The organism is Waddlia chondrophila WSU 86-1044 (assembly GCF_000092785.1).
Classification (GTDB): Bacteria; Chlamydiota; Chlamydiia; order Chlamydiales; family Waddliaceae; genus Waddlia; species Waddlia chondrophila.
On the sequence record NC_014225.1, the window covers coordinates 1,541,691 to 1,558,988 of the forward strand.

Consider the following 17,298-nt stretch of genomic DNA (forward strand, 5'->3'; position numbering starts at 1 on the left):
TAAATCAATGGCAGCTCTTGAATTTCTTGGCAGACAGGCAAAAGAAGCCTCAAAATCACTTTTCAAAGCGAGTACTGAACAAAAAAATCGTGCACTCGAATCGATCGCGACACTCCTTTTAGAAAGAGAAGAAAGCGTTGCCGAAGCCAACCGCAAAGACTTAAATGAGGCTAAAGAGAAGGGACTAGACGACGCCATGCTAGATCGCCTCTCTCTAGAGGAACGTGTGCAGGGGCTTTCCGAAGACATACGCAAAGTGGCCGCTTTAAAAGATCCGGTAGGAGAAGCCATTGAAACGCGTACGCTGGAGAATGGACTGAAACTCACGAAAAGGCGCACTCCCATTGGCGTGATCGGCGTAATTTATGAGTCCAGGCCAAATGTCACGGCCGATGTCGCCTCGCTCTGCTTAAAAGCCGGCAGCTGCTCTATCCTCCGCGGAGGCTCTGAAACGATCCGAACTAACCGCATCCTAGTCTCTTTAATCAAAGAGGCCTTGATGAAGAGCGATCTTCCTTCAGATGCTGTACAATTGATCGATTCTCCCGATCGCTCCCTTGTTCTGGATCTTTTGAAAATGCGTGATTGCATTGACATGATCATCCCTCGCGGCGGCGGCGGCTTGCATCAATTCTGCTTGGAGCACAGTACAATTCCGGTCATTACAGGAGGTATCGGAATCTGCCATCTTTATGTCGATCAATCGGCAGATTTGATAAAGGCTTTAGAGGTTATCCACAACGCCAAAACCCAACGCCCGACTGTGTGTAATGCTCTCGACACCCTCCTTGTGCACGAAGGGATTGCACAAACATTTATTCCGCAGGTGATCAAAAAACTCGATACCGTCGCTTTTAAACTTGATCCTCGGGCCCAGTCCATTGTGAAAAGCCCCCAAGCTCAACCAGCAAAAGAGAGTGACTGGGAAACAGAATGGCTGTCTCTGACCTTGGGCATCAAAGTCGTTCCCGATCTGAGCGCTGCAATTTCACACATTCAAAAACACTCCTCAGGGCACAGCGATGGAATATTGACAGCCGATCGGCAGCATGCCGACCAGTTTATCCAAGAAGTTGATTCAGCTGCGGTTTATGTCAACGCTTCCACCCGATTTACAGATGGATCGCAGTTTGGGCTTGGCGCTGAAGTGGCAATCAGCACACAGAAGCTGCATGCTAGAGGACCAATGGGATTAGAAGAGCTGACGACCTATAAATGGATTGTCGAAGGAAACTACCAAACAAGGGATTAAAAAGATGAATGTTTGCCTGATCGGATGCGGAAAAATGGGAGGAGGAATCGTGCGGAGGCTAGCCTCCGAACACAACCTATTCCTTTTTGACCATAATAAGGAAAGGGCTCGGCATCTCGCTAGCGAAATCGGAGGAAAAGCTTTCCAGTCCGCAGCTGATGCCATTTCAAAAGCAGAAGTGATCCTCATCGCCGTTAAACCTCAAGATATCGATCAACTAGCAAAAGAGACGCACCGGGAATTTTACGCTGAGCAGCTTGTTGTCAGCTGCCTTGCAGGAGTCACGACACAGACGTTGGAGACGCTTTTTGCAGAAATTCCTGTGCTTCGCATCATGCCCAATCTTCCCGTTGTTCATGGAGAGGGGATCGTCGGGCTAGTCGAATCGGACAATCTGGAGCAAGTTTTCAAAGAAAAAGCAAACCGTCTCTTTTCAAACTTGGGAGATCTGCATTGGGTGCCGGAGTCTAAAATCGATGCCATCTCTGCTTTAACCGGTTCAGGACCTGCTTTTGTCAGCGTCATCATCGAATCAATGATTGAAGCAGGAATCGCAATGGGCATAGACAGCGAGCAGTCCAGGAAGCTGGTTTTTCAACTGATCAGCGGAACTGTTGCTTCTCTGAAAGAATCCGGCAAGCCGCCGGCGCAATTTAAGCTCGAAGTGGCATCTCCAGGAGGCACATCCATTGCAGGGCTGGTCGCAATGGAGCAAGAAGGTGTACGCGCAGGGATCCTCAATACGTTCATCACCACCTACTACCGCAACTTAGAACTCTCTCAACAAGAGGATGAGTAGCCTCATGCATGCCCGTACAGGCGTCCTTCTTGTTAACTTGGGAACTCCAGACTCGCAGAAACCTGCCGACGTTAAAAAGTACCTTCTACAATTTCTGACAGATGCTAGAGTGACCGATCTTCCTTGGTTCAAACGGCAGCTTCTGGTTCGAGGCATCATCGTTCCAAAAAGATACAAGGAGTCAGCAAAAAGCTATTCCCGCATTTGGACGGAAAAGGGATCTCCTTTGCTCGTCCTGGGAAAACAAGTCAAAGCACTTCTACAGCAATCCCTAGGGGATCATTTTCAGGTCGAACTAGGAATGCGCTACCAAAATCCCTCGATAGAAAGCGCACTGCTTTCGCTAAAACAATGCTTTAAACTGGTCGTCGTACCGCTCTTTCCCCAATATGCATCTGCAACAACCGGATCAGTCCATGAGGAAGTGATGCGAGTCATCGGAAAATGGAATAGAATTCCCGAATTACAACTCATCAACAGTTTTCCCGTTCATCCGAAAATGATTGAAGCCTTTTGCGTGCGGGCATCAAATTTTCAGCTGGATAGCTATGACCACATCCTTTTCAGCTTTCACGGACTTCCGGAAAAACAGCTGCGCAAGGCCGATTTCTACAATCATTGCTTACAGTCCAAAGAATGCTGTGCAACATTAAATGAGAAAAACGGTCAGTGCTATTCAGCGCAATGTTATGCAACAGCACAAGCAATTGTAAAAAAACTGAATCTTCCTTCTACTAGATATACTCTTTGCTACCAATCGCGCTTAGGCAAAGATCCTTGGATCAAGCCGTATGTTTCAGATATTATCAAAGAACTGGCTCAAAAAGGAGCTAAAAAATTATTGGTTTTTAGCCCCTCTTTCGTGTGCGACTGTTTAGAAACCATCGATGAAATCGGCAATGAATATCTAGCTGAATTTAAAAGCTATGGAGGCGAGGCGCTTGACCTCGTCCCAGGATTAAACGACCATCCATTATGGGTTGAGACCTTAAAATCCCTTGTCTCTTAACGAGATCAAAAAAGTATTGTAAAAAAAGGGAAGAGGATAAGCCGGATTCTGTCATTGGACAATCATTCATCTAGGAACCCTGTCACCAAAGTTCTCAAGCGACTTGTTGAAAGCTTGGCGGAACACCTTAAGCGCTTTACCTTTGTCTTGCTTCGGATAGGGTTTATCACCCCTAGAGTCTCCTCTAGTGGGGCTTTGTTCATCAAACAAAGCATTTCACCCTGTCGGCTTACGCCGCGGAATATTTTCTGTGACACTTTCCGTAGCCTTTCGGCCCCCAGTCTTTCACTGGTATCCGATCCTGCGAAGTCCAGACTTTCCTCCCTCGCTTTGATAGCGACGGCGATTGCCTCTCTTCCCGTTATGTTGATTTTGTGGTCGTGCGACGGCGGCGTCTTGTTTTGGTTGCAACCGCTGTTCCCTCCAACGCTTCACTTTCTTGCCAAAAATGAATACGTGAACAGTGTTCGCAAAACACAAGTCTCTCTCCTTTGCGAACGAGATTTTCATGCTGTGCCGTCAATGTAATATGGCATCCGCTGCAGCATCGATTTTCGATCGGGACAACAACACGATCTTTCTTGTTTTTCAAAAGCATCTCATAAATGCGGAACAACTCGGGATCGGCGCTGCCGACCAACTCATCGCGCTGCTTCTGAATCGCTTTTCCCTCTTCGTTAATCCGCTCGATGCTTTCCTTGATCTCGTTTTCAAGAACCTTGCTGTTTTCAACAGTCAGCTCTAAATTTTCATTCAAGCTCTTCAGAGCTTCTTCTTCGGCAGCAACCTGATCGTACAGATCCGACAATCTCTGGTCTTTAGCAACGCGCTCTCTTTCCGCTTGAGAGATTTCATGGCTCAGCGCATTAAACTCGTCAACTTTCCTTACCTGGCTTTGCTGCCCTTCCAATTTCTTAATCTTTTCGGCAACTTCCTTAACCTCGCCTTCAAGAAGACGGATATTTTTTCGCAACTCGATGATCTCGCCTTCTTTGATCATCGTTTTTTGCCGCAGATCGCTCTTGATGCCATTGATGTGATTGAGTTCTTTGGTCCGCTCTTTTTTAAGCTTCATCAACTGGATCATTTGCATATCGAATTCTTGAATAGGTAAGATGTCTTTAAGAGCTTCGTGCATGGTATTCCTAAGTTAAATCTAACATTCAACCTAAGAGGATACGGCTTTTCCCCTTAATCCTCAAGTTCTTTTTCTACGTTATTGTGTTGGAACGACCAAATGCTTGACAGGGAAGTGCAAGAGATGCCAAATTTATACCGAATCAACCGTTTGAAATAAGGTTCCGAATGACTTATTTATCCGCCTATCTTGAAAAAATTCCAAAAACCGAACAAAACAGCGGAGCAATCTCCTTTTTAGCAGCGCTCGATCATTTGGAAACCCACTCGCCCGCAGTGGCTGCCTCCATAAAAAAGGAACTTGAAGACCAAAGGACCCACCTCAAGCTGATCGCTTCAGAAAACTACTCTTCCCTGGCAGTGCAACAAGCAATGGGCAACTTTCTTACAGATAAATACGCCGAAGGCTATGTTAACCATCGTTTTTACGCAGGATGCGAAAATGTCGACAGCGTAGAAGAGCAAGCGCAGGAAAAATTAAAAAAAATATTCAATTGTGATTGCGCCTACGTTCAACCTCACTCAGGAGCCGATGCAAACTTGGTTGCTTTTTGGTCCATCCTCGTCCACAAAGTGCAAAATAAAGAGATTGAAAGATTAGGAAAAAAAACACTCGACGAGCTGACGCCTGAAGAATATGAGCAAGCACGCCAGCTGATGATGAACCAAAAAATGTTGGGAATGTCTCTGAACGCCGGAGGCCATTTAACACATGGGTACATCCATAATGTTTCTTCCAAAATGATGCAAGCCCACACTTATGATGTTGATCCTGATACGGAATTGCTAGACTATCAAAAGCTTGCACAGCAAGCTAAAGAGGTGCGCCCTGTCATCCTCCTAGCCGGTTATTCTGCCTATCCCAGGCTGTTGAATTTCGCAAAGCTGCGTGAAATTGCAGATAGCATCGGATCCACACTCATGGTCGATATGGCTCATTTTGCAGGACTTGTAGCCGGCAAACAGCTGAAAGGCGAATATGATCCTGTCCCTTACGCTGATCTCATCACTTCCACAACGCATAAAACGTTGCGCGGCCCTCGAGGCGGATTAATCCTGTGTAAAAAAGAGTATGAAGAAGTGATCCGCAAAGGGTGTCCCCTTGTGCTTGGAGGTCCGCTGCCTCACGTGATGGCAGCCAAGGCTGTCGCTTTTAACGAAGCTAACACCCCTGAATTTCAAGCCTATGCAAAGCAAGTGATCGACAATGCGCGTGCTATGGCAAACGCTCTGCAGTCCAGAGGAGTCCGCCTGGTCACTGGAGGAACGGAAAACCATTTGGTCATTGTCGATCTCTCTTCTTTCGGCCTTACCGGACGCCATGCAGAAACAGCCTTACGTCGAGCAGGCATTACCATCAACCGCAATGCGATCCCTTTTGATAAAAACGGCCCTTGGTACACAACCGGTATCCGGTTGGGCACTCCTGCATTGACTACCTTGGGAATGAAAGAAAGCGAAATGAAGGAAATTTCTAATCTCATTGTCGACATCTTGGAAAACACCCGTCCGTCAACAGTGGAAAAAACGGGCGCACTTTCAAAAGCAAAAAGTGAGACCGATCCTAAAGTTTTTGATCGTGTGCGCTCCAAAGTTTCCGATCTCTTGAAAGGGCACCCTCTGTATCCGGAAATTGTCCTGGAAAAATCGTGATCAACTTCAACCCGTGATTGCGTCAAAAATCGATTCTTGAAATTGATTCGGTATAATTCTTGAAAAAAGGACAATAAAGGAACATAATTAAGATCAAAAGGAGACTGCTATGGCTAAATCAGATTTGAATGGAGAGCATTATTTGAAAATCGACGACCTGATCGATATAGAAATTTTAGAGGCACGCCGCCTCTTTTTATCGAACCAAGTGGATAACGAGACCGCAAACGAAATCATCCGCAAACTATGGTATTTGGAATTGAAAGATCCTGGAAAACCTATCCTCTTTGTGATCAACAGTCCGGGAGGATCGGTCGATAGCGGATTTGCTATCTGGGATCAAGTGCAGATGATCTCTTCTCCTGTGACAACGCTGGTGACAGGACTCGCGGCTTCTATGGGATCTGTTCTCAGCCTCTGCGCAGCAAAGGGAAAAAGATACGTCACACCGCAAGCGCGCATCATGATTCACCAACCAATGATCGGAGGGGTGATTCAGGGACAAGCGACCGATTTGGATATCCAAGCAAGGGAAATTTTGAAAACTAGGGAAAAGCTTGTCCGCATCTACATGGATGCAACCGGCAAGGACTATGAAACAATTGACCGCGCCATCGACCGCGACACTTGGATGTCTGCAGAAGAAGCGAAAGAATTTGGACTCATAGATGCAATCATCGACTCCTACAAAAGCCTTTGAATTGAGGACCTCCATCCCCTTTTCCAAATATACCGGATGTGGAAACGACTTTATTTTGATTGACAACCGAAATCAAGTTTACCCCTCCGAAGAATCAGATCTAGCTGAACATCTTTGCGACAGGCAATTTGGTGTGGGAGCGGATGGAGTCATCTTATTGGAACGCTCCGATAGGGCAGACTTCGTCATGCGTATTTTCAATCCGGATGGCACAGAAGCTGAAATGTGCGGAAACGGAATTCGTTGTTTGGGCAAGTTCTTACAGGAGCTGGGGATCGAAGGAACTAGGTTTACAATTGAAGTGATGGGTAAAAAATATCCACTTTCTCTGCATGATGACGGATCTGTTTCCGTCAGCATGCAGCCCGCTCCTGAAATCTCCTGGGACATTGAACTGTCAATCGGTCGAAAAACTTTCCATGTCGACTTTCTCGATACAGGCGTTCCTCACGCAACGCTTTCGGTAGAGAAACTTTCCGCCTTCGACTTAGATGCCATCGGACCAAAAATACGTTACCACGAAAAATTTATGCCTCAAGGCACAAATGTGGATGTTTATCACATTGATGAAAGCGACCCCTCACTCATTTACATACGCACTTACGAACGCGGAGTCGAAAGAGAAACAATGGCATGCGGTACCGGCGCAACCGCTTGCGCAATCATTGCCTGGACCAAAGAACAGATTGCCAATCCTATCCGAATTCAGGTCGCTTCCGGGGATATCTTAGAATTCAAGATCTCCGGTTCTCTTGGAAGGATTGATCAGATCGTTATGAAAGGGCCGGCAGAATTCATATTCCGAGGAAATTTCTCTATCTAGGGCGTGTCGTCAATTATAATGATCGGTATAGATAGAGAAATTTTCCTAAAAAATTTGTAAAGTTCGGACTTTAGGTTGAAAGCTGAAGTTTTTTCCTTTACAATAATGCATTAGAATTCAATCAAAGATTTCAGGAATTACCTAATTATGTTGGCAAAGTCTAAATCAAAAAATTCGCATCCAGAAGCGCAAAACCCACTGATTTTAAGAGCGCATCGCCTTATGGAAGCTTTTGCTAAATCAGATGATGAACGCGATTTTTACCTTGATAAAATTGAAGGATTTATCATCTATGTCGACCTCGACAAAACTCAAGAAGAGCTTGACAACCTGGAATCTGAACTCGAAAAAGACCCTGAACGCTACTCCCCCATTCCCAAACTTTCCTTCTTCGAATCCAAAAAAATCATGGAAAGCTTCGTCAATGAAAAGGTTTACGATATTGACACCAAGGAAAAATTGCTTGATATCATCCAGTCCAAAGAGGCCCGCGACAATTTCCTGGAGTTCATCTACGACCATCACATGGAACTGGAAAAATGGCAGCAGTTTTATCAAGAACGTTCACGCATCCGTATCATCGAATGGCTTCGCAGCAATAGCTTCAACTTCGTCTTTGAAGAGGATCTCGATCTTTCAACAAAAGCTGTAGAAAAACTCAAAGAGCACCTCTTCGATAAAAAAGTGCCCAAAGATGTTGAAGTTGCGCGGAAAACATTGATGACCAAAGCAAAATCCTATTATTCCAACGAAGCACTTAATCCAAGACCCAAAAGAGGCCGCCCGCCTAAGCAGCAGGAAAAAGTTGAAATGGAGCCTCAAGTGACAGTGGATATCTACACAACAGTTCCCTCAGCAGTGCGTGCATTTCTTTTCACTCCCGATATCACCAGTATTGCCGATGTCACTTTTTCATCTCGATTCGAAACTGGTAAAGAACTTTTGGATCATCTCAAGAATGGCACCTCGCCCTACGAGATGGAGGAAAGCATGAACAATATCAATGCTAAGCTGGCGCAATTGCGAGAGCTTTCCAGCAATTGGATGAACGATGATAATGAAGCTCCAACCAGCATAAAAGAAAAAGACTCTTTTGTTGGAGACTCTTATGAAGGACTAGGTGATGAAGATAAAGAGCTTTTCTTGAAGTTGGAAGAAAAGAAAAACTCTATCCAAAAAAAGAAAGAAGAAAAAAAACCCGTAAAGAAAAAAATACAGAAAGTACCTGAAAAAAAACCGGTTAAACGGATTATTCCGAAAGAACCAGCTGCAAAAAAAACAAAACCAACCAAGCGTCCTATTCGCAAACTGATACGGACGAAACCGGCAGAATCTCAATCAACAAAAAAGAAAAAGTAGCTTGTTTATGCACATCCGTCCCGAGAAGATCAATGAACTTCAAAGACGGATGGAAAGCTTGGGAATCCGCAACGAAGATCTTACGGAAAAGTTTATTCTTGGCTCCGGAAAAGGAGGCCAAAAAGTCAACAAGACAGCCTCTTGCGTTTATCTCAAACATGAACCTTCAGGAATTGAGATCAAATGCCAGTTGGAACGTTCACGCGAATTAAATCGCTTCTATGCACGCCGGCTTCTCTGCGAAAAAATCGAAGAAAAGATCCTCAAGATCAAAACTGAAAAACAGAAAGAGATCGAAAAAATCAAACGTCAGAAAAAGCGGCGATCTAGAAGGCAGCAACAAAAAATACTCGAAGAGAAACGGCATCAATCTGAAAAAAAAAAGTTACGGCAAAAGCCCGAATCCGAGTATACCGATCATTATTGAAAAATGTATCTAGCTCACGCATGACCCGCAATGCAGTTTTGGCCTTCCCATTTTAGCTTCGTATTCCTCATGAGAAACATACGCGACATACCCAATATATCCGATCAATGGCAACGCTCCTGCAATGTTAAAAAATGCAAGGCCAACAGAGTCAAAGGCAACACCGGAAACTAATTGGATCATCGAAATTTTCGAGATCCAATACGCACCCGCCCCGATACAAGAGGGAAGAGCGAATCGAAAACAGCAAAAACGTTCAACTGCAGCCCGATAAAGAACTGAAGCTGCTACCATCGTTACGCAAGTTGTGGCAAACGAAAGCGGCGACACCGTCATCAACCCGTACATTGCAGCAGCTCGAAAGAAATGGCAAGCGACTAAGGCTATTTTATACACAACCGGATGCTTATCTAAAAACGACGAGATTAAGCAGCAATTTTGCTCTACGAAACGATTGATTGATTTAGAAAATCCAGTGATCCCTTGCATGTGATTTTTCTCCTTAATCAGATAGATTCACGACTACTTTGCAAATTTTTCTTATTTTTGACTATATATAATTCCAGTATCTACTTAAGGACGAATTCATGAAAAAAATATTTGAAGAATTTAAAACTTTTGCCATTCGAGGAAATGCGATCGATATGGCAATAGGTATCATTATCGGTGCTGCTTTTAGCCAAGTCGTCAATTCGCTTGTCAATGATATGATCATGCCTCCGATCGGTTGGCTAGTCGGCGGAGTGGATTTTAGCGATCTATCGGTGACGATCAAACAGGCGTCTGGAAATCAAGAAGCCGTCAATGTGAATTATGGAGCTTTTCTGAATACGCTGATTAATTTCACTATTGTTGCTATCGCCACATTTGCAATTGTCAAAACAGTCAATAAGCTCACCAAACATAAAGAAAAAGAGACGACAACGAAAGAGTGTCCCGAATGCAAGCTATCCATCCCCAAAAAAGCAAAAAGATGCGGTCATTGCACGACAAAACTGGAATAACATAGGGCAAAATCTTCCATCAGCTCCTCTAGCGCGTCAACAGCTTCCAAAGCGACAGGATTATAAAGGGAAACACGGATTCCACCAGCTTCGCTATGCCCTTTAATCCCGATAATTTTACGCTTTAAAGCCTCTTCAACAAACTTCTGTTCTAAGCCTCCTTGAATAAAAAAACAGGCGTTCATTTCAGACCGGTCTTCCGGATTGACTCTGCTGAGATAGATTTCATGCCGATCCACTGCAGCATAGACTCTTTTTGCTTTTTCCGCATTGATCTTCATCAAGCCTTCCACCCCCCCTTTCTCCTTCATCCATCTGAGGACCAATAACATCATGTAAATGCCGAAAACCGGAGCTGTATTGTAGACTGTATTTCGATTGAGATGCGTACGATACTGCAGAAGAGTTCCCACATGCTCGGGACACCTTTCCGCTAGATCACGACGTACAATCACAAGCGTAACGCCGGCAATTCCTACGTTTTTTTGCGCACTGGCAAAAATCACGCCGAATTTAGAAAAATCCAAAGGTTTTGAAAAAATATCCGATGTCATATCTGCAACAATCGGAACGTTTCCCGTGTCCGGAAAAGTATGCCACTGCGTCCCGTAAATCGTGTTATTGGACGTCAGATACACATAAGGAGCATCAGGATTAAAGTTGTCTTGTGAAACTTTGGGAATCAAACAATGACCTGAATCTTCCGAGCTCGCAACAATTCTAACGGGGCTGACTCGCTTAATATCAGCAATCGCTTTTCCACTCCAATACCCTGTATGCAAGACATCAACGACTTTTCCTTCAATTGCCAGATTTAAGGGAGCCATAGAAAATTGCAATGTTGCTCCTCCCTGAAGCAAAAGCACTTCAAATGTATCAGGGATTTTTAGAAGCTTTCTGATTAAATCGCGCGCTTCAGCATAAATGTCTTCGAATAATTGTGTGCGATGCCCCATTTCAAGAATAGATAAACCGCTTGATTGGTAGTTAAGAAGCTGACGATGAGCTTCTTGAAGCACGGTGTCCGGTAAGGCTCCAGGCCCTGCGCTAAAATTGTACATTTTTTTATCCATGAAGCCACTCTAAAAATTTTTGCCGATCCACATTGCCCCCAGTAATCACGCAAACTACAGAACCACTCAACGGCCGTTTTTTCAGAAAACCGGCAAAAGAAACAGCTCCAGAGGGCTCCGCGACCAAGCCAAAAACGTTAAACAGTATTTTCATTGCTTCAATGATTTCTTGCTCCGATACCTTTACAGTTGAGTCGATATATTTCTTAAGTAAAGGCCAGTTATGCTTTCCTACACTGGGAGAAAGGAGTCCATCTGCAATGGTTTTTGTCGACGGCAAATGCAGACGCTCACCTTTTTCCAAAGAGGCTGTCAATCTAGCAGCCCCTTCGGGTTCGACTCCAATGACTTTTGTGTGCTGAGATATTTGTTTAATCACGCAAGAACACCCTGCCATGATCCCGCCGCCGCCAATCGGACCAAAAAAAAAGTGCGGTTTTTTCAGCTGATCGCACACCTCTAATGCTACAGACCCTTGTCCAGCAATCACATCAGGATCATCAAACGCATGGATCATGATCCTTTCCTTTTCACAAACAAGCTCGGCAACCTTCTCATCCCCTTCGGCATGCGTCGTTCCATGCAAAAAAACTTCGGCTCCCAAAGCTTCTGTTTTCTTAACTTTTAAGGCAGGCGCATGTTCCGGCATCACAACCGCAACAGGAAAACCTAGCCGATTTCCTGCATAAGCGATCCCTTGCGCAAAATTTCCGGATGAGCGCGCCACAATCCCAACGCCTGGCTGAATTTTTTGAAGAGCTGCATTGACAGCTCCGCGAGGCTTGTAGCTGCAGGTCCACTGAAAGTTCTCGCACTTTAGATAGAGGCCTGGAAATTCTAGGGATTGAATAAGCGGTGTTTCAATGATATAGGGAGCAATTCTCTCTCTAGCTTCCTTAAAAAGGCGAATATTCATAGATTAAAACTCCCGATCAATGTATTGTGTCAAATTAAAATAATGATCGGTATAAATGCAATATCGATAGAGAGCAACAATGAAAGAGATCAAAGTATCGTTTATCAACGAGCAAAAACTCCCCTTGGTCATCGAACCCAACTTCCCCAATCCTGCTTTCGAAGATCTGATAGAGATCATCAAAGAGCAAAACGCATTTCTCAAAGAAAACATGCTCAAATACGGAGGGTTGCTGTTCAGAGGATTCCCCGTTCACAAGCCTGAGGAGTTTTCAAACGTCGTCCGAGCCCTGGATACGGGAGAATTCGTCGACTATATTGGAGGAGGAGCACCGCGCGAAAAAGTAAAAGACAGTGTCTATACCTCCACTGAAGCTCCTCCCGCTATCAAAATCCATTTACATAACGAAATGAGCTTTGCCGACAACTACCCTAGTCATATTTTCTTTTTTTGCGAAACCCCTTCCAAACTGGGTGGAGAAACATTCATTGGCAACGCCAGGGAAATTTTGAAATCCTTGAGGCAGGAAACAAAAGAACGTTTTGAGAAAAAGAAGCTTAAATATGTCTCCCGCTATTATCATAAAAGCGCACTGATGGATCTCATCAACAAGTTTCAAAGAGGGCACAAAACATGGATAGATGTTTTTGAAACAGATCAAAAAGAAGAGGTCGAAAAGCGGTGTAGAGAAAACAATATCGGATGCAAATGGAATGTCAATGATTGGCTAGAGATTAGCCGCCTACGCCCTGCATTTCTAGAACACCCGAAAACCAAAGAAAAAGTTTGGTTCAATCAAGTTCATCTCTTCGACTACAATCCCCGTTTCATCGGATGGTGGCGTTATCTTGCCATGCGTGCCTTTTACTGCCGAAAACATACGATGGTTGATGAAATCTTTTTTGCCGACGGCCAAAAAATTCCAAGAGAGGATATCTACCACATTCACGACATCCTCGACAAGCATTCCATCTATTTCCCTTGGCAAAAAGGGGACGTGATGGCGTTGGACAACCTTTTAACCATGCATGGCCGCGCTCCTTTTAAAGGGAAGAGAAAAATCCTGACGGCAATGACGCGTTGATCAAACAGAGCTTTCTACAAATAGATCGATCTGAAGTTCTTGTCCTGGAGCTTGTGCGTATTGATCGAATTCCGTTATCCCGTGCTCTATCAACACTTCTTCGTCTAAAAAACAATTCCCTGTGACGACTTTGCTCTCTTGGGTAACGATATGATAAGCGGCATCAGCCATAATCGATGGTTTGCGGCTCTTATCCATTAGAAAGGGGAAAAAGGCTTTAATTGCCTGGGTAGCGATTGTCGTTTTAGGCCATAGCGAATTGACGGCAACCCCCTGTTCTCGGAACTCTTCCGCCATTCCCAGAGTACACATCGTCATGCCATATTTAGACATCGTATAGGCTACGTGAGGTTTGAGCCATTTGGGATCATAGCTAAGCGGAGGAGAAAGATTAAGGATATGGGGATTTTCGCTTGTGATGAGATGCGGTAAACAGAGTTTAGAGCAAAGGAATGTAGCACGCATGTTGCAAGAGACCATCAGATCGAATTTTTTCATCGGAGTATCCAGAGTTGCTGTAGGAAAGATGGCTGAAGCATTATTAATCAGGATATCGATGCCGCCAAAAGACTCTAAAGCCTGTTCTACAGCGCTTTTCACTTGATCTTCATTGCGAATATCCACCTGAACTGCTAACGCTTTTCCACCCCGCTTCTCAATCTCTTCAGCAACTGTATGAATGGTTCCGGGAAGTGTTGGATGCGGCTTGCTGGTTTTTGCCGCAACAACGACATTTGCCCCATCCTCGGCGCAACGCAAAGCAATCGCCTCTCCGATTCCTCGACTGGCCCCTGTAATTAATACTGTACGACCCTTTAAAGACATACAAAACATCTCCTTGTTTATTCAACATAATGAAGAAAAAAAAGATTTACGACAAATCAAGAATGTGATATTATTTAATAAATATTTTCTTTTTATATTTATCGGTTAAAAAAATGTCTCTTGAAGTTCGAGACGGCAGCGTCAAAACTCTCCTGACGATTTCGCTGCCTCTGATCTTATCCTTTTTATCCATGCTTGGAATGCTGACTGTGGATCGGCTTTTTCTCGCCCGTTACTCAACAGACGCTTTAAGTGCAGCAGTCAGCGGCGGAATGACTGCCTGGGCCTTGACATTCGGCGGACAAACATTGACAAATGTCTCCGGAATTTTCGCAGCACAATACAATGGTTCCAAGCAGTATTTGATGATGGGGAAACCTGTTTGGCAAATGATCTGGCTTAGCCTGTTCTTCATCATCCCTTTCGGAGCCGCAGCCATCTGGTTTGCTCCATGGGCATTCGCAGGCTCCCCTATTGAAACAGAGCAGGTGCTCTACTACCGCCTAACCATGGCGATCAGCCCTTTTATGTGCTTGCTTGGAGGATTAAATGGATTTTTCATCGGACAAGGCAAAACATCGATCATCACCTGGCTCACTCTGCTTGGAAACCTAATTAATCTTATCCTTGATCCTATTTTGATTTTCGGATACGGCCCGGTTCCAAGCATGGGAATCATGGGGGCTTGTCTTGCAACCGGCATAGGCTTGATCTGCCAGAACGGAGTGATGCTTTATCTGTTCTTGAAAAGGGAAAATAGAGAAACGTTTGGAACAAATGAGTGGATACCAGACCTTAGAGCCGTTTGGGAAATGGTCAAGATTGGAGGCCCCGAAGCTCTGGCGGCAATTTTAGAACTCGGCGCTTGGGCAGCACTCTACCTGCTTCTCAACGATTTGGGCGCTGTCCACATCCTTGTGACAAGCGTTGGGCAAAGCATTTTGATGTCGATGTTTTTCTTCGGAATCGGTTTGGAACAAGGAATTTCCAGCGTGAGCGGGAACCTGATCGGCTTGGGCCGCAAAGGCGAAGTGATGACAGCCTTCCTCTCCGGATGCAAGATTGTTGCCGTTTTTGGGATCAGCCTAATGGCTTTCCTTTGGCTCGGCAGCGAGTGGATTGTCGATCTTTTCCTCCAAGATCCGGAGCGCCTGGAAGGAGCTGAACGTTTATCCTCGCTGACTTCTGAAGAACTGGCTATAGCACGCAATTACGTGATAAAAAGCAGCCTAGTCATTGGAGCTTACATCATCATTGAAAATATCCGCTGCCTGCTGTATGGAATCCTCCGCTCCGCTGGCGATACGTTCTTTATCCTTGTCACCAGCATCGCAACAACCTGGCTGCTGCTTCTGGCACCCACCTATTTATTGATGACACTTTGGAAAATGCCTGTTGACACTTCATTTTGGATTTGGCTGACTTTTGCGGCAGCATCAACCTCTATCTGCTACGCAAGATTTGCTCAAGGAAGCTGGGCAAAGAAGCAAACTATATCTCTTCTGAAAACGAGAGACGACGAAGCTTTAACTTTTTCTGACTCTCGCACAAATTTTTCTCATTAATGGAATAAACATCTTTCGATTGACAAATATGGACGCCGACAGCAAACGCGCTGATCCAGTACCACGACTTTTCACTCTCGATCCAGCCCAAAGGACCGTTGTAACATCCAATATCGGCATCCGATCCGCTCAAAAATCCAACGCCTTGTGAATAATTTTGGGCTTTTTTTAAATCAATAACAGAAGACATCTTGGAATCATACAGCCCTTCCGGCAATTTTCCGGCGTCTAAGTATTGAGGATATCCTTTCTCGTCGTCTTGAACCCAAAACATGATCTGCTTTGCCTGCCTATCCCAGTCAATAGGAAGCTGATCAATGAATGCCCTACACATATCCAGGGATTTCTGAGTGAATCCGCATAACGCTTCAATCTGACCTTCTTTCAACCAGCCCGCAACAGTTTGGACAAGGCTCGGATCTTTCCAATCCAACCTCTCTTGCAATCTCAGACGGTGCAAAAGCAACAAGCTGTCAACAAGCATCAATTTGGCCAATCCATTCATGAGCAAATAATGAACTTTTCCTTTCTTTAGCTTAAAAAGATCGAAAGACTCCAAAGTTGGATTCTTAACTACCTCAGACAGATGGGGCCCATCGCCTACATCCCTTGCACCCCATGCCCCTGCATTGGGATACTGCGTTTTTAAAAATGGAGTTTCTAAACGACCCGCCCCCCTGTTAATATTTGGAATAAGATTGGCAAGAGGTTGATACTTTCGGACTGATTCCTCATTATGAAAAAGTTCGACGAATGGAGGAAGTTGGCCAAGAGATAGTTGCAGCCCACTGTCGAAAAGAAATTTTTTGCGCGCCTCATTCCAGGTGGAATCATCCTTAATCTGGTGAAGGTAATGATAGTAGTGTTCTTCTACCTGTTGCACATACAATGCAGGCTGATCTTTTTCCACATCTACAGGGAATTCTTCAAAGGGCAGGCTCTTAGGGTTAGAAATGGAAATGGGAATCGGCAAGCGGCTTTTAAAACGTGAACACTCCCTAAAAATTTCAATCATTGCTTTTTCTCTGCAAAATTCCGAGATAGACTCCCCTGTGCGCAAAAATTTGCAGGCAAATATTTTATCAGAATCATTAGGTTGGAATAAAACCGTTCTGCCAAGCACCTTAATGATTTTTCCTTTTGTGAAATCAACAGATGTTGATTTCAAATCTCTCCAATCCGTTTCAGTCTCATAAACTTTCTTAACTTTCCGGGCCATGCCCTTTGAAAAATTCATGACAAGATTCTCTTCAAACTCACCTTCTTTTTTCATCAAATCCATCCCCAGTTGATGGAAATTATGGAAGGCTCCCCCCCAAGGCTGAATAGACAGAGTATCGGCTGAACCAAGATCCATTCCCTGAATCAATTCAGGATGTTCAAAAATATAGCACAAGATGCAATGAGTCTCTTTGAGAGATAAATCCGCATATAGCATATTCCAAGCCTTCTTATCCAAAGTTTCAGGAAACTCAAGTGCATAGACTAAAACAGATAACCAGGGATGATGCGGAATTTGTTTCAGAACTGTATCGTCAAGGCGATTAAAAATTGCGGGATGAGCAGCGAGAAACGCCCTTTGGGAAGGAGATTGCAAATCCAATTCCCACCTGGAAGGAAACTCGATCATTGCCTTGCTAGATAAAGATAAAGAAGAGCTTATCAATGACAT

17 protein-coding genes and 1 other RNA gene are annotated in these 17,298 nt (G+C 44.5%); 11 read left to right on the forward strand and 7 right to left on the reverse strand.

The features are described 5' to 3' along the window. Nucleotides 1-7 precede the first annotated feature (7 nt). From WCW_RS07005 to hemH, 3 genes are read left to right on the forward strand one after another with little or no spacing between them, the layout of a single operon-like run. Nucleotides 8-1,252 (forward strand): glutamate-5-semialdehyde dehydrogenase, encoded by a 1,245-nt coding sequence (locus WCW_RS07005; RefSeq protein ID WP_013182510.1) that lies wholly within the window; start codon nucleotides 8-10, stop codon nucleotides 1,250-1,252. Nucleotides 1,253-1,256: 4 nt separating this feature from the next. Beyond that, nucleotides 1,257-2,051, forward strand: coding sequence for a pyrroline-5-carboxylate reductase (gene proC / locus WCW_RS07010; protein WP_013182511.1), 795 nt, complete (start codon nucleotides 1,257-1,259; stop codon nucleotides 2,049-2,051). 4 nt (nucleotides 2,052-2,055) lie between these two features. Beyond that, the gene (hemH, locus tag WCW_RS07015; protein ID WP_013182512.1) at nucleotides 2,056-3,060 is read left to right on the forward strand and encodes a ferrochelatase; all 1,005 of its coding nucleotides are present in this window, start codon (nucleotides 2,056-2,058) and stop codon (nucleotides 3,058-3,060) included. Between the two features lie 21 nt (nucleotides 3,061-3,081). On the opposite strand, the gene rnpB is transcribed toward hemH, so the two are convergent. Together rnpB and cdsZ are read right to left on the reverse strand one after the other, a co-directional pair. Continuing rightward, nucleotides 3,082-3,422, reverse strand: an RNA gene (gene rnpB / locus WCW_RS09835) — RNase P RNA component class A. Beyond that, on the reverse strand, nucleotides 3,422-4,198 hold the full coding sequence (gene cdsZ, locus WCW_RS07020) for a zinc ribbon domain regulatory protein CdsZ (RefSeq protein ID WP_013182513.1): 777 nt from the start codon (nucleotides 4,196-4,198) through the stop codon (nucleotides 3,422-3,424). The genes rnpB and cdsZ overlap by 1 nt, the downstream gene beginning before the upstream one ends. Before the next feature lie 167 nt (nucleotides 4,199-4,365). Here cdsZ and WCW_RS07025 point away from each other — a divergent pair, with 167 nt between their 5' ends. From WCW_RS07025 to WCW_RS07045, 5 genes are all read left to right on the forward strand, one after another. Beyond that, complete coding sequence (locus WCW_RS07025) at nucleotides 4,366-5,850, forward strand: glycine hydroxymethyltransferase (protein ID WP_013182514.1); 1,485 nt, start codon at nucleotides 4,366-4,368, stop codon at nucleotides 5,848-5,850. Between the two features lie 109 nt (nucleotides 5,851-5,959). Beyond that, the gene (locus tag WCW_RS07030; protein ID WP_013182515.1) at nucleotides 5,960-6,550 is read left to right on the forward strand and encodes an ATP-dependent Clp protease proteolytic subunit; all 591 of its coding nucleotides are present in this window, start codon (nucleotides 5,960-5,962) and stop codon (nucleotides 6,548-6,550) included. Further along, a complete protein-coding gene (gene dapF, locus WCW_RS07035) occupies nucleotides 6,519-7,373 on the forward strand; it encodes a diaminopimelate epimerase (RefSeq protein ID WP_013182516.1) in 855 nt (284 codons plus the stop codon). Before WCW_RS07030 ends, dapF begins: the two co-directional genes overlap by 32 nt. A gap of 147 nt (nucleotides 7,374-7,520) precedes the next feature. Next, entirely contained in the window at nucleotides 7,521-8,732 is a 1,212-nt protein-coding gene (locus WCW_RS07040) for a UPF0158 family protein (protein WP_013182517.1), read from the forward strand. Between the two features lie 7 nt (nucleotides 8,733-8,739). Next, nucleotides 8,740-9,159: a peptide chain release factor family protein gene (locus WCW_RS07045; protein ID WP_013182518.1), complete on the forward strand. Its 420-nt coding sequence runs from the start codon at nucleotides 8,740-8,742 to the stop codon at nucleotides 9,157-9,159. 9 nt (nucleotides 9,160-9,168) lie between these two features. Here the strand turns inward: WCW_RS07045 and WCW_RS07050 are convergent, their stop codons facing one another. Further along, nucleotides 9,169-9,648, reverse strand: a complete 480-nt coding sequence (locus WCW_RS07050) for a hypothetical protein (protein ID WP_041941578.1) — start codon at nucleotides 9,646-9,648, stop codon at nucleotides 9,169-9,171. A gap of 98 nt (nucleotides 9,649-9,746) precedes the next feature. Between WCW_RS07050 and mscL the strand changes: the two genes are divergently transcribed. Then, nucleotides 9,747-10,163 (forward strand): large-conductance mechanosensitive channel protein MscL, encoded by a 417-nt coding sequence (gene mscL / locus WCW_RS07055; protein ID WP_013182521.1) that lies wholly within the window; start codon nucleotides 9,747-9,749, stop codon nucleotides 10,161-10,163. Here mscL and serC read toward each other — a convergent pair. Then, a complete protein-coding gene (gene serC / locus WCW_RS07060) occupies nucleotides 10,139-11,224 on the reverse strand; it encodes a 3-phosphoserine/phosphohydroxythreonine transaminase (RefSeq protein WP_211259910.1) in 1,086 nt (361 codons plus the stop codon). The genes mscL and serC overlap by 25 nt on opposite strands. Before the next feature lie 4 nt (nucleotides 11,225-11,228). Continuing rightward, complete coding sequence (locus tag WCW_RS07065; RefSeq protein ID WP_013182523.1) at nucleotides 11,229-12,152, reverse strand: threonine ammonia-lyase; 924 nt, start codon at nucleotides 12,150-12,152, stop codon at nucleotides 11,229-11,231. 79 nt (nucleotides 12,153-12,231) lie between these two features. Between WCW_RS07065 and WCW_RS07070 the strand changes: the two genes are divergently transcribed. Further along, complete coding sequence (locus WCW_RS07070; RefSeq protein WP_013182524.1) at nucleotides 12,232-13,236, forward strand: TauD/TfdA family dioxygenase; 1,005 nt, start codon at nucleotides 12,232-12,234, stop codon at nucleotides 13,234-13,236. Here WCW_RS07070 and WCW_RS07075 read toward each other — a convergent pair whose 3' ends face one another. Continuing rightward, nucleotides 13,237-14,061, reverse strand: coding sequence for an SDR family oxidoreductase (locus tag WCW_RS07075; RefSeq protein WP_013182525.1), 825 nt, complete (start codon nucleotides 14,059-14,061; stop codon nucleotides 13,237-13,239). 113 nt (nucleotides 14,062-14,174) lie between these two features. Between WCW_RS07075 and WCW_RS07080 the strand changes: the two genes are divergently transcribed. Next, nucleotides 14,175-15,626 carry an MATE family efflux transporter gene (locus WCW_RS07080; RefSeq protein WP_013182526.1) on the forward strand — a complete coding sequence of 484 codons (1,452 nt, stop codon included), beginning with the start codon at nucleotides 14,175-14,177 and terminating at the stop codon, nucleotides 15,624-15,626. Here WCW_RS07080 and WCW_RS07085 read toward each other — a convergent pair. Continuing rightward, the gene (locus WCW_RS07085; RefSeq protein ID WP_013182527.1) at nucleotides 15,553-17,298 is read right to left on the reverse strand and encodes a hypothetical protein; all 1,746 of its coding nucleotides are present in this window, start codon (nucleotides 17,296-17,298) and stop codon (nucleotides 15,553-15,555) included. The two genes, WCW_RS07080 and WCW_RS07085, sit on opposite strands and share 74 nt — an antisense overlap.